We start from the raw sequence: 13,402 nt of genomic DNA, 5'->3' as shown, positions 1-13,402 counted from the left end.
TTGAAAGAACAGATACAAATATAGATATAGAAAGGAAGAGACAATGCCAGATCAGAATAATAATAATGAATTTGAAGAACAGAAAGAAGAAGTAGAAAAAGTGGAAACTTCCGGTGTGGAATCTACAAAGGAAGATTCCGACGATGATTATGAGAAAATCTGCTTTATCTGCAGACGTCCGGAAAGTGTAGCAGGAAAGATGATCGAACTGCCGAATCATATCTGTGTGTGCAACGACTGCATGCAGAAGAGTTTTGATGCAATGAACAGCGGACAGATCGACTACAGTCAGCTTATGAACATGCCGGGTGTTCAGGTTATGAACATGGCAGATCTGGAAAATATGATTCCGAAACAGCAGAAAGTGAAGAAGAAAAAAGAAGGTGAAGAGCGTACTCCGCTTGTAGATATCAATAATCTTCCGGCACCACATAAGATTAAAGCCAAGCTGGACGAGTATGTAGTCGGACAGGAGTACGCCAAAAAAGCAATGTCTGTAGCAGTTTACAATCATTACAAACGTGTGGCAACCGATACGATGGATGATATCGAGATCGAGAAATCCAACATGTTGATGATCGGACCTACAGGTTCCGGTAAGACATATCTTGTAAAGACACTGGCACGGATTCTGGATGTGCCGCTTGCAATTACAGATGCAACTTCCCTGACGGAAGCAGGATACATAGGTGATGATATTGAGAGTGTCGTTTCAAAACTGCTTGCAGCAGCGGATAATGATGTGGAAAAGGCAGAGCAGGGAATTATTTTCATTGATGAGATCGATAAGATCGCCAAGAAGAAAAATTCCAGCCAGAGAGATGTCAGCGGTGAGTCTGTGCAGCAGGGAATGTTAAAACTGTTAGAGGGCAGTGACGTGGAAGTTCCGGTTGGTGCAAACAGCAAGAATGCTATGGTGCCACTGACTACGATCAATACAAAGAACATTCTCTTTATCTGTGGAGGAGCTTTCCCGGATCTGGAGAATATTATCAAAGAACGTCTGACAAAACAGTCTTCTATCGGTTTCGGAGCAGATCTGAAAGACCGTTTTAATGGGGATAAAGATCTTCTGTCGAAAGTAACAACAGAGGATTTAAGAAGCTTTGGTATGATTCCGGAGTTTTTAGGACGTCTGCCAATCGTATTTACCTTAAAAGGATTAGATAAAGATATGTATATCAAGATCTTAAAAGAGCCAAAGAATGCGATATTGAAACAGTATCAGAAGCTACTTGCTCTCGATGAGGTGGATCTGGAATTTGATGAAGGTGCACTGGAGGCAATTGCAGAAAAAGCAATGAAAAAGGATACCGGTGCCAGAGCACTCCGTGCGATTATCGAAGAATTTATGCTGGATATCATGTATGAGATTCCAAAAGATGACAGTATCGGGCGCGTTGTCATCACCAAAGCATATATTGAAGGTAACGGAGGACCTGTCATTACATTAAGAGGACAGGATGTACCCCGGTTATCATAAAGAAAGCCGAAGTATTTTCGACGAAAAAGACAACAAAAGGATGAGACAAAAGGAGGAAATGAAAAATGGAAACAATCATCCCAGCATGGCTTTGCATCCCATTTGCAGGACTGCTTCTGTGCATTGCGGTTATGCCGCTTGTGAAAGCTACCTGGTGGGAAAAGAACCAGCCATTGGTTGTAGCTATGTGGTCACTGTTATTTGTGATTCCATATGCAGTGAAGTATGGAGTGGGGGATTCTGTAGAGACCGTATTAGAATGTGTACTCAATGATTACCTTACATTTATTATTCTGCTGTTTGGATTATTCTGTGTAGCAGGAAATATTACACTGGAGGGAGATTTCGCAGGATCACCGAGACTTAATGTCGCGGTACTTGCATTCGGAACACTTCTTTCCAGCTGTATCGGTACGACAGGAGCCAGTATGTTGCTTGTAAGACCGGTACTGAAAATGAACGCATGGAGAAGAAACAAACGCCAGCTTATGGTATTCTTTATCTTTATGGTATCGAATATGGGAGGGTGCTTAACACCAATCGGTGATCCACCGCTTCTGATGGGCTTTATGCGAGGCGTACCATTTTTCTGGAGCTTACATTTATTACCGATACTGTTATTTAATATGGTAATTATATTGAGTATATTTTATTTTATGGACAGACGTGCATACCGGAAAGATATTGCAAGAGGTTTGAAACCGGATATCAGTAAACCGGGAACAGATTTTCGGATTTCCGGACTGCACAATGTTATTTTCCTTGTGATGATCGTTGCAGCCGTCATCTTAAGCGGAACACTTCCGAATATGCCGATGTTCCAGGATGCATCCGGAAATGTACGCGGACTTCACATTTTCCGTGAAGTAACATTAACTTATCCGGCAATCATAGAGATTGTCATTATCTTACTGGCAGCTTATCTGTCCTTTAAGACGACAGACGAGTCGATCCGTACGAAGAACCATTTTACATGGGGAGCAATCCAGGAAGTTGCAGTTCTGTTTGTAGGAATCTTCATTACTATGCAGCCTGCACTGATGCTTCTGAAATCTTACGGACCGAACCTTGGAATTACCAAACCGTTCCAGATGTTCTGGGCAACCGGAGCACTGTCAAGCTTCCTGGATAATACACCGACTTATCTGGTATTCCTGACAACAGCGGGTACGCTTGGATTTACAAAAGGTATGGTAACATCCGTAGGTACGATTTCTGTGAAAATGCTGACTGCAATTTCCTGCGGTGCAGTATTTATGGGAGCAAATACTTACATTGGAAATGCACCGAACTTCATGGTGAAGTCCATTTCTGATGAAAACGGTGTGCGTATGCCATCGTTCTTTGGATATATTATATGGTCACTGTTGTTCTTAGTTCCGGTATTCATTATCGACATGCTGGTATTCTTTATATAGGAGGTGCAGATTATGGAAGAGAATCAGAAGAAATGCTATGAGATTGCAGAACGTATCTATGATCTGGACGTAAAAGTATATGAAAGTGTGGGATCTGCACTTGGACGAACCTTTACGGATGACCGACAGACCTGTGTGGAGAATCTGACCAGATTGATGACGCTGCGTCCACAGGGACATCTGCTTCGAAGTGAGCTGGCACTGATCAGCAACATGGCAAGGACGATCAAAGACGAAGAAGTAAAAGCAGAAGTTATGACGGAATATGATGCGATCTTAAAAGCAGTCGCAGAACTTCCGGACGGCTTTGGAAAAGTAGATATCCTGAATAAAAAACGTGCAAAACTGAATACAGCGCGCACGAAGAAAAAGTTTAAGAAGGGCGATCATCTTGTGATCTGTATCGGAAGAACACAGGGAAGCGCCGGAAATGATATTGGTTTCGCATTGGCAGATGCACTACACATTAATTATTATGATGTAGAGATCCTGCAGGAAGTATTAAAACGTCTGGATGTGACAAATGATGCGAAAGTCAGTGGCGATAAGGATCAGGACGGACTGATTGAAGACAAATATCAGAAAAATTTCGGTGAAGCCAAAGGATTGAAACAGAAATTACATGATTTTAACCGCTATCATGGACTGAATAAGGACGATGCAATTTTCTTTAACCAGAGCGATCTTCTCTGCAAGATGGCAAAAGAAGAAGACTTTGTTGTTATGGGACGCTGTGCGGATGTAATTCTTGCAAATAACCATATCCCACATATCAGTATTTTTATTACGGCGCCATTTGAACAGCGCGTAAAGAGATACATGGAGGTTAACAATTTAAGTCTGAAACAGGCTGTTCATGAACTTAAGAAGATGGACAAAAAGCACAGGAAATATTTCCAGTTTTACAGTGGTGTAAAATGGGGAGACGCAGAGAATTACGATATCTGCTTTAACAGTGCAAGTTATGGAATTGAGGATTCGGTAGAGATCATTGAGCGTATGTTGAATAAGATTCCGGGTGTATCATGGAATAAGAAAGAGGCATAACGTTTCAGACTATATGATGTCATAAAAATGACAGGTATAGAAAATGAAAACTGTCTCATATACTTAGAAAAAAGTATATGAGGCAGTTTTTTATGAATAAAATGACATGCCGAGAGAAGATCCTGTCCCAGGATTACTGGGATTTTATACTTCCGGGAGACCGGGGAAAAATGGCAGATAATATACCGGAGAATTCATACTGCAGGCAGCAGATGGATTTTGGCTATGAGAGTGTTTCGGTAGATAAAAGCTTGCTATCCCCACTTAACATAGAAGAATACTGGTATAATTCCATTCCGAACTGTTATACACTTCTGGACAGTACAGGAACAAATAATGATGCATTAAACAGTGCAGGAATCCTGCAGGTGCAGAATTATCCAACACTCCGGCTGATGGGAGAGGGAGTTATGATCGGATTTCTGGATACTGGAATCGACTACCGGAATCCGGTGTTTCAAAATATTGATGGAAGCACCAGAATTGCCGGACTCTGGGATCAGACCATTCAGACGGGCAATGCGCCGAAGGCATTTGATTACGGAAGTGAATATAGAGAAGAAACATTAAATGAAGCATTGCGTTCGGAAGATCCACTGTCGATTGTTCCAACCACTGATACGAATGGACATGGAACTTATCTTGCAAGCATTGCTGCCGGAAATGCCGATGTAAATACACAGTTTCTTGGGGCGGCGCCAGAAGCAATCTTAGGAATTGTAAAATTAAAAGAAGCGAAGAATTATCTCCGGGATTTTTACTTGATCCGGGAGGATGCCGTCTGTTATCAGGAAAATGATATTATGGCGGGGCTTAAATATCTGAATGACCTTGCTGAAAATGAAGGTCTTCCGCTCGTGCTGTGCATTGCGCTTGGAACGAATTTTGGCGGTCATAATGGAACGACACTATTATCGCGGATTCTGGATCAGTATGCACTTCAATTAAACAGGAGTGTTGTGATTGGTGGTGGAAATGAAGCTGCCATGCGCCATCATTTTTCTTATACAATTTCAGAAAAAATGTCACAGCCAGTCACAGCAGAGATTCGGGTTGGGAGTGGGATCAATGGATTTGTCGCAGAACTCTGGACGAAGCTTCCGATGGTTGTTACGATTGTGCTCATTTCCCCGTCCGGTGAGCGGACGAGGCAGGTGGCGTTCCGGCAGGGCTACCGCTATAATTTTGTATTTACCTTTGAACGGACAGAAGTTATGGTGGAATACAGGCTGTTGCTGGAAAATAACGATTCTCAGCTTCTATTTATGCAATTTAAAAATCCGGTTGCAGGAATCTGGAAAATAGAGATCGAATCCGCGACAGATGCAGGAGGTGAAGTGCATTTGTGGCTTCCGGTGCAGGAGTTTTTAGAAGGAGAAGTGTATTTTCTGGAAGCGAATCCGGATGTCACGCTGACAGAGCCGGGAAGTACAGAAAATGCAATGACAGTGGCGTATTATAACAGTGTGGATAATGCGGTTGATATTAATTCGGGAAGAGGTTATACTAGAAGTAATCTCATAAAGCCGGATTTTACAGCTCCGGGGGTGCGTATTACAGGTGCATCAGGGGAAGACCGGTGGGTTACAAGAAGTGGCTCCAGTGCCGGAACTGCAGTGGCAGCAGGTGCGGCGGCGCTGCTTACCGAATGGATACTGGAACAGCCGGGAGCGAAAGGCGTGAATTCCAGCCAGATCCGCAACATTATCATTCTGGGAGCGGAGAATCTTCCGAAGATGGAGCGACCGAACCGGCAGTGGGGATATGGAAAGATGGATGTCTATCATTCATTGGATACTTTACGAAGACTATAGAAAACGAAGGAGAATGATTTATGGCAGATTTTTTTGAAGATTTAGGAAGAAAGATATCCGATGTTGCAAATGATATTGGAAAGAAGACAGAGGACACGATTGAAATACAGAAACTGAAAAGTGATATGCGCACTCTGCGTCGTGCAAACGACAGAGATCTTATGGATATGGGACGTATGGTTTATGACAAATTTGTACAGGGGGAGATTTCCGACCTTGATTATGTTGCAGTATGTGAATCCATTGAAAAACGTGACGAAGAGATGAAGAAGATTGCAGAGGAGATTCAGCACATCAGAGGAGTTTTATAATGGGAAAGTTTGCAGCCGGTGGTATATTTGCCGGACTTCTTGGAATCGATCAGGCGGTGAAGCAGTATATAGAAGAGAATTATGATGAAGAACGGGAAGAGAAGACGAAGATTCCCGGAGTGCTTCTTAGGAAGTTTTACAACAAAGGGCTGATCTTCAGTAGTTTTGAAAAACATTCGGGACTGCCTCTGAAAGTGTCTTTGATCGGAACAGGAGTTATATTTCTGGCAGATGTGAAGGTATTTCTCTGTAAGGGGAGAAAGCTTTGCAAAGCAGGACTTACGCTTGTAACAGCAGGTGCCATCAGCAATACATATGACCGGATCATGAAAGGTGCAGTTGTGGATTATATTGGCTACGACGGAAAGCATAAGTTGCTTAGAAGCCTGACTGCGAATCTTGCCGATTTCTACGTAGTGATCGGGATTATGCTGGCACAGCTTGGACGTGGAAAGCGATAGGACAATTTCATAGATTTTAAAAGAATGTTATAAAGTACCGTTTTTGATTGTTATTTATAGTAGAACAGTAAAAACGGTACTTTATGTTTTAATGTCACGCAATCAGAATGGGATTAGCAGAGCGTATCCTGCTTGGTGTATAAAAAGACCATACTTCATACGAAGTATGGTCTTTCACTGAACACTTATTTTAGATATTTGATCTGTCTACTTGACAGGGTGCATATCATAACTGCCGGAGCAGTTTAAATCTTCATATTATACGTTTATTTCTGGTTTTCATTTACTTCCTGCATTTTCATGGCACGAACTTTTAACGGCAGTCCGAACAGGTTGATGAATCCGTCAGCGTCATGGTGATCATACAGATCTCCGGTAGTGAAGCTTGCAAGAGATTCATTATACAGAGAGTATGGAGAAGTTGTTCCGGCTTTGATGATATTTCCTTTGTAAAGTTTGAACTTCACTTCACCAGTTACATATTCCTGTGTGCTCTCAATAAATGCCTGGATTGCTTCACGCAGTGGTGTAAACCATTTTCCTTCGTATACAACCTGGGATAATTTCTTAGCCATCTGCTCTTTTACTTCGTATGTAGCACGGTCTAAGATCAGCTCTTCTAACTGCTGGTGTGCTTCGTAAAGGATTGTTCCGCCAGGAGTCTCATATACACCACGGGATTTCATACCAACGACACGGTTTTCAACGATATCAATGATTCCGATACCATGTTTTCCACCGAGTTCATTCAGTTTGCGGATGATGTCAGAAACTTTCATAGCCTCTCCGTTGATTGTCTTCGGAACACCTTTTTCAAATGTCATTGTAACATATTCGCCTTTGTCTGGAGCTTTCTCAGGTGTAACACCTAATACAAGCATGTCGTCATAGTTTGGCTCGCATGCAGGATCTTCCAGTTCCAGTCCTTCGTGGCTGATGTGCCATAAGTTACGGTCACGACTGTAGCTGTGGCTGGCGTCGAATGGAAGGTCGATTCCGTGTGCTTTACAATAAGCAAGCTCGTCTTCACGGGACTGCATTGTCCAGATGTCTGTCATTCTCCATGGAGCGATGATCTTGATGTCCGGAGCCAGAGCACGGATACTTAACTCAAAACGGATCTGGTCATTTCCTTTACCGGTAGCACCGTGGCAGATAGCAACAGCCCCTTCTTTACGTGCAATCTCAACCAGCTTTTTAGAAATTGCCGGACGAGCCATAGCAGTACCAATCAGATATTTGTCTTCGTAAACAGCATTTGCCTGAACACAAGGAACGATATAGTTGTCAGCAAAGTCATCTACGATATCTTCGATATATAATTTGGAAGCACCTGACATTTTAGCTCTCTCTTCCAGTCCGTCCAGCTCTTCTCCCTGTCCACAGTCTACGCAGCAACAGATAACTTCATAACCGAAAGTCTCTTTTAACCACGGAATAACTGCTGTTGTGTCAAGTCCACCTGAATAGGCAAGTACTACTTTTTCTTTCATATGTATATCCTCCTGAAATGTATTTTTATAAAATGCTTAATTATTTGCGATTGCAAAGTTAACTATACACTATATGTTATAAATATGCAAGGAAAAAATAGAAAATACTTGCATATTATACATGATGGCTGTATAATTATTCACATACTAATGAAAAAGGGACAGGGGGATTTCAGTTTGGGACGGGGATTTTCTAAAAAAGCCCCGTCCCAAACTGGACAACTCCCGAAAATGGGTTTACTATAAAAAACACGAATGTTCAACTAGTAAGTATAAAAATACATCAGGAGGATGACGTATATGATTAAGGTGGGAATTATCGGAGCAACCGGATATGCCGGAGGTGAACTTGTGAGAATTTTATCTGCACATAAGGATGCGCAGATTGTATGGTATGGCTCCAGAAGTTATATAGATCAGAAATATGCAGATGTGTATCGCAACATGTTTGAGATCGTAGACGCAAAGTGTCTGGATGACAATATGGAAGAACTTGCAAAGCAGGCAGATGTAATCTTTACGGCAACGCCGCAGGGTTTCTGTGCTTCGATGATGTCAGAGGAGATTTTGGCCCAGACAAAGATCATTGACTTGAGTGCAGATTACCGGATCAAGGATGTAGCTACTTATGAAAAATGGTATGGAATCGCACATAAGAGTCCACAGTTTATTAAGGAAGCAGTATACGGACTGTGTGAGATCAACCGTGAAGATGTAAAGGGCGCAAGACTGGTAGCGAATCCGGGATGTTATACAACATGTTCGATCCTGACAGCGTATCCGCTGGCAAAAGAAGGAATCATTGATATGAATACTTTGATCGTAGACGCCAAATCCGGTACGTCCGGAGCAGGAAGAGGAGCGAAGGTTCCGAATCTCTTCTGTGAAGTCAATGAGAACATGAAAGCATACGGTGTGGCAAGCCACAGACATACACCGGAGATTGAAGAGCAGTTAGGCTATGCATCCGGAGAAGAAGTGCTGATCAATTTCACACCGCATCTTGTGCCGATGAACCGCGGAATCCTTGCCACAGAGTATGCAACACTGAAAAAAGAAGTGACATATGAAGAGGTTAAAGCAATTTATGATAAATATTATAAAGATGAGAAATTTGTCCGTGTGCTTCCAAAAGATGTGTGCCCGGAGACAAAATGGGTAGAAGGAAGCAATTACGTTGATATCAACTTTAAGATCGATTCGAGAACAAACCGTATCATTATGATGGGCGCGATCGACAATCTGGTAAAAGGTGCAGCCGGACAGGCAGTACAGAACATGAATCTGATGTTCGGACTTCCGGAGACGGAGGGATTAGAACTGGTTCCAATGTTCCCATAAGGACAGGTGCAAACGAATTGTTTTGCCGGTTTGTCCCCAACGGAAAATACAGACAGAGGAGTAGAGAATATAGATGAATATAAGAGTAATGAAAATAGAAGATTTTGACCGGGTGCACGCACTCTGGATGAGCATTAAGGGCTTTGGTATCCGCAGTGTGGATGATTCCAGAGAAGGTGTGGAACGGTTTTTGAAGAGAAATCCAACCACAAGTGTAGTTGCAGAAGAGGATGGGAAAATCGTTGGAGCAATTCTCTGTGGGCACGATGGAAGACGAGGCTGTCTGTATCATGTATGTGTAGATGTGAACCACAGAATGAAGGGCATCGGAAAAGCCATGGTTGTATTTACGATGGAGGCACTGAAAAAAGAAGGAATCAACAAAGTATCCCTGATCGCATTTACACAGAATGATATCGGTAATGCATTCTGGAAAGAAATCGGCTGGACAAAAAGAGAAGATTTGAATTATTATGATTTTACACTGAATGAGGCAAATATTACAGCCTTCATACAGTAAGCAGTTTCATACAGATATGGCGAATAATAATCTGTGGGAATTATAGATGGAAGAACCGGCAGACGAGAACAAAAAAGAAAGGTGGAAGAAAGATGAAACAGGTAAAAGGCGGCGTAACCGCAGCAAAAGGATTTGAAGCAGCAAGTACAGCAGCAGGAATTAAGTATAAAGACAGAACAGATATGGCATTGGTATACAGCCAGGTGCCATGCGTGGCAGCAGGAACTTTTACAACCAATGTTGTAAAGGCAGCTCCGGTAAAATGGGATCAGCAGGTTGTAAAGAGCGGTGCAAAAGCACAGGCAGTTATCGTAAACTCAGGAATTGCCAATGCATGTACCGGTGCGGAAGGATTTGGATACTGCAAAGACACTGCAGATGCAGCGGCAGCAGCACTTGGTGTGGCAGCAGACGGTGTCATGATCGGATCTACAGGTGTAATTGGAAAACAGATCCCGATCGATAAGCTGACAGCAGGAATCAAAGTACTGGCTGAGAAGAAAAATGACTCTCAGGAAAATGGTACAGAAGCAGCCAAAGCGATTATGACAACCGATACTTATGAGAAAGAACTTGCAGTCGAGATTGAAGTTGGTGGCAAGACAGTTACAATCGGTGGTATGGCAAAAGGTTCCGGAATGATCCACCCGAATATGTGCACAATGCTTGCATTTATTACTACAGATGCAGTCATTACAAAAGACGCGTTGCAGAAAGCGTTAAGCGAAGATGTCGGAGATACTTATAACATGATTTCTGTAGACGGAGATACATCTACCAATGATTCCGTTGTCCTTCTCGCAAATGGACTGGCTGAAAATCCGGAGATCACATACGGAACAGAAGATTATAAAAATTTCGCAGAAGCTTTACATACGATCAATGAATATCTGGCTAAAAAGATTGCAGGAGACGGCGAAGGCGCAACAGCATTATTTGAAGTAAAAGCAGTTGGCTGCGAGAGCGTAGAGCAGGCAAAGACACTTGCCAAATCCATCGTTTGCTCCAATCTTACAAAGACTGCAATCGCAGGACATGATGCGAACTGGGGAAGAATCCTCTGCGCAATGGGATATTCCGGAGCACAGTTTGATCCGGAGAAAGTAGATTTATTCTTCGAAAGTGCAGCAGGAAAGATCCAGATCATTGAAAATGGTACTGCCGTAGATTACAGCGAAGCAGAAGCTACTAAGATCCTGTCTGAGAAAGAAGTAACAGCAATCGCTGATGTGAAGATGGGTGAGAAAACAGCAACCGCATGGGGATGTGACCTAACACACGGATACATTGAGATCAATGCAGATTACCGTAGCTAATACGACAATAATTATGAAATTTAAAGCGAGACAGATGATTCGATAAAAAGCAAAAATTACAGCCAGGGAAGGAGACACAGATGGAAAAATCAATGCAGAAATATCTGGATAAAGCAGAGGTACTGATAGAAGCACTTCCATATATCCAGCGTTTTAACCGTAAGATAATTGTTGTAAAATATGGCGGAAGCGCCATGGTAGATGAGGAACTGAAGGCAAGAGTCATTCAGGATGTTACACTTTTGAAACTGGTTGGTTTCAAACCGATCATCGTACACGGCGGTGGAAAAGAGATCAGCAAATGGGTTGGAAAAGTTGGCATGGAACCTCATTTTATCAACGGACTTCGTGTGACAGATGCCGATACAATGGAACTGGCTGAGATGGTGCTTGGAAAGGTAAATAAAAGTCTCGTCCAGCTTGTAGAAAGTCTTGGCGTCAGAGCAATCGGTATCAGTGGAAAAGACGGCGGGCTACTGAAAGTAGACAAGAAATACGCAGACGGAGAAGATATCGGATTTGTCGGTGATGTAAAAGAAGTCAATGCAGATATTATTTTCGATCTGTTGGAGAAAGATTTCCTTCCGATCATTGCACCAATTGGTCTGGATGATGATTTTAATACTTACAATATTAATGCGGATGACGCGGCATGCGCGATCGCAAAAGCAATCAATGCAGAGAAACTTGCGTTCCTGACAGATATCGAGGGTGTTTACAAAGATCCAAAAGATTCATCGACTCTGATTTCTGAACTGAATGTATCAGAAGGAAAGAAACTGATGGAGGATGGATTTATCGGAGGCGGAATGTTACCGAAGCTTCATAATTGTATTGACGCCATTGAAAATGGTGTATCCAGAGTGCATATTCTGGACGGAAGGATTCCGCACTGTCTGCTTCTGGAGATCTTTACAAATAAAGGTATCGGAACTGCGATCAAGAATGATATTGACGAGAGATATTATCACGGAGAATAAGCTATGAATGAATATATGAAAGAAACAAACGAGGCGTTACTGCACACCTACAATCAGTTTTCTATTGTTTTAGAACACGGCGAAGGCGTGTATCTGTATGACACAGAAGGAAAGAAATATCTGGATTTTGCAGCCGGCTATGCGGTTTCTTCTCTTGGCTATGCAAATGAAGAGCTGAATACGGCATTGAAAGCTCAGATCGACAAGCTGTGCCACACGTCCAACTTGTATTATAATACCGTGTGTGGAAAAGCGGCAGAGGCATTGAAACGGATTACGAAGATGGATCGTATTTTCTTTACGAACAGTGGTGGGGAATCTGTGGAAGGTGCACTGAAAGCAGCGAGAAAATATGCATATAAAAAAGGAACCGGACGTTATGAATTTATTGCCATGAAAGAGTCTTTCCATGGAAGAAGTTTCGGAGCAGTATCCGTAACCGGACATGACGCATACAGAAAACCGTTTGGTCCGCTTGTACCGGGGGTGTCTTTTGCAGAATACAACAATCTGGACAGTGTGAAAGCACTGGTGACAGACAAGACTTGCGCGATTATCTTAGAACCGCTGCAGGGCGAGGGCGGTATCAATCTTGCAACAGAGGAATTTATGAAAGGAATCCGCGAGCTTTGCGATAAAGAAGGAATCCTTATGATCTGTGACGAAGTACAGTGTGGTATGGGCAGAACTGGAGAAATGTTCTGCTGGCAGGGATACGGCATCAAACCGGATATTATGACAATGGCAAAAGCGATCGGAAGTGGTATCCCAGTTGGTGCATTTGCCATGACAGAGGAAGTTGCAGAGTATTCACTGGAGCCGGGAGATCACGGAACCACTTATGGAGGTAATCCACTGGCATGCACAGCAGTGAGCAAGACAGTTGAAATCTTTGAAAAAGAAAATCTGACCGCACATGTAAAAGAAATGGGCGCATATCTGACAGAAAAGTTAGAAGCGTTAAAGGAGAAATGTGACTGTATAAAAGCGGTGAAAGGAACCGGACTTATGCAGGGAATCCAGATTACAAAACCGCTTGGTGAAGTGACAAATGCAGCATTGAAAGAAGGACTGCTTGTGATCGGTGCAGGCGCAGATGTCCTGCGTTTCGTTCCACCGCTTATCATTGAAAAAGAGCATGTGGATGAGATGATTGCAGTTCTTGAGAAGATTCTGTAAATCAGATCTGGAAAAATCAAGCCAGAAATATAAAAAAAG

Annotated in this window: 12 protein-coding genes; 11 read left to right on the top strand and 1 reads right to left on the bottom strand. The window is 42.6% G+C overall.

Annotation, left to right across the window (positions count from 1 at the left end):
• The first annotated feature begins 43 nt into the window (after positions 1-43).
• The 6 genes from clpX to H8S07_RS07860 all read left to right on the top strand — a co-directional run bounded on the left by clpX (position 44) and on the right by H8S07_RS07860 (position 6,534).
• On the top strand, positions 44-1,483 hold the full coding sequence (gene clpX / locus H8S07_RS07885) for an ATP-dependent Clp protease ATP-binding subunit ClpX (RefSeq protein ID WP_021860841.1): 1,440 nt from the start codon (positions 44-46) through the stop codon (positions 1,481-1,483).
• A 65-nt stretch (positions 1,484-1,548) separates the two neighbouring features.
• Positions 1,549-2,901, top strand: coding sequence for a sodium:proton antiporter (locus tag H8S07_RS07880; protein ID WP_021860840.1), 1,353 nt, complete (start codon positions 1,549-1,551; stop codon positions 2,899-2,901).
• Between the two features lie 12 nt (positions 2,902-2,913).
• A complete protein-coding gene (locus H8S07_RS07875) occupies positions 2,914-3,948 on the top strand; it encodes a cytidylate kinase-like family protein (protein ID WP_021860839.1) in 1,035 nt (344 codons plus the stop codon).
• A gap of 92 nt (positions 3,949-4,040) precedes the next feature.
• The gene (locus tag H8S07_RS07870; protein ID WP_186855803.1) at positions 4,041-5,762 is read left to right on the top strand and encodes a S8 family peptidase; all 1,722 of its coding nucleotides are present in this window, start codon (positions 4,041-4,043) and stop codon (positions 5,760-5,762) included.
• A 20-nt stretch (positions 5,763-5,782) separates the two neighbouring features.
• The gene (locus H8S07_RS07865; RefSeq protein ID WP_186855802.1) at positions 5,783-6,073 is read left to right on the top strand and encodes a hypothetical protein; all 291 of its coding nucleotides are present in this window, start codon (positions 5,783-5,785) and stop codon (positions 6,071-6,073) included.
• On the top strand, positions 6,073-6,534 hold the full coding sequence (locus H8S07_RS07860; RefSeq protein WP_118519461.1) for a signal peptidase II: 462 nt from the start codon (positions 6,073-6,075) through the stop codon (positions 6,532-6,534). The genes H8S07_RS07865 and H8S07_RS07860 overlap by 1 nt, the downstream gene beginning before the upstream one ends.
• A gap of 266 nt (positions 6,535-6,800) precedes the next feature.
• Here H8S07_RS07860 and H8S07_RS07855 read toward each other — a convergent pair whose 3' ends face one another.
• Complete coding sequence (locus H8S07_RS07855; RefSeq protein WP_021860827.1) at positions 6,801-8,027, bottom strand: argininosuccinate synthase; 1,227 nt, start codon at positions 8,025-8,027, stop codon at positions 6,801-6,803.
• A gap of 300 nt (positions 8,028-8,327) precedes the next feature.
• Between H8S07_RS07855 and argC the strand changes: the two genes are divergently transcribed.
• The 5 genes from argC to H8S07_RS07830 all read left to right on the top strand — a co-directional run bounded on the left by argC (position 8,328) and on the right by H8S07_RS07830 (position 13,363).
• The gene (argC, locus tag H8S07_RS07850) at positions 8,328-9,368 is read left to right on the top strand and encodes an N-acetyl-gamma-glutamyl-phosphate reductase (RefSeq protein WP_117536762.1); all 1,041 of its coding nucleotides are present in this window, start codon (positions 8,328-8,330) and stop codon (positions 9,366-9,368) included.
• A 73-nt stretch (positions 9,369-9,441) separates the two neighbouring features.
• Positions 9,442-9,888, top strand: coding sequence for a GNAT family N-acetyltransferase (locus tag H8S07_RS07845; RefSeq protein ID WP_021860825.1), 447 nt, complete (start codon positions 9,442-9,444; stop codon positions 9,886-9,888).
• A gap of 92 nt (positions 9,889-9,980) precedes the next feature.
• Complete coding sequence (argJ, locus tag H8S07_RS07840; protein ID WP_021860824.1) at positions 9,981-11,204, top strand: bifunctional glutamate N-acetyltransferase/amino-acid acetyltransferase ArgJ; 1,224 nt, start codon at positions 9,981-9,983, stop codon at positions 11,202-11,204.
• Positions 11,205-11,284: 80 nt separating this feature from the next.
• On the top strand, positions 11,285-12,184 hold the full coding sequence (gene argB, locus H8S07_RS07835) for an acetylglutamate kinase (protein WP_186855801.1): 900 nt from the start codon (positions 11,285-11,287) through the stop codon (positions 12,182-12,184).
• A 3-nt stretch (positions 12,185-12,187) separates the two neighbouring features.
• Positions 12,188-13,363, top strand: coding sequence for an aspartate aminotransferase family protein (locus tag H8S07_RS07830; protein ID WP_186855800.1), 1,176 nt, complete (start codon positions 12,188-12,190; stop codon positions 13,361-13,363).
• The last annotated feature ends 39 nt before the right edge of the window (positions 13,364-13,402 follow it).

The organism is Dorea hominis (assembly GCF_014287705.1).
Lineage (GTDB): Bacteria > Bacillota > Clostridia > Lachnospirales > Lachnospiraceae > Dorea_D > Dorea_D hominis.
This window is presented reverse-complemented; position numbering and strand designations above follow the sequence as displayed.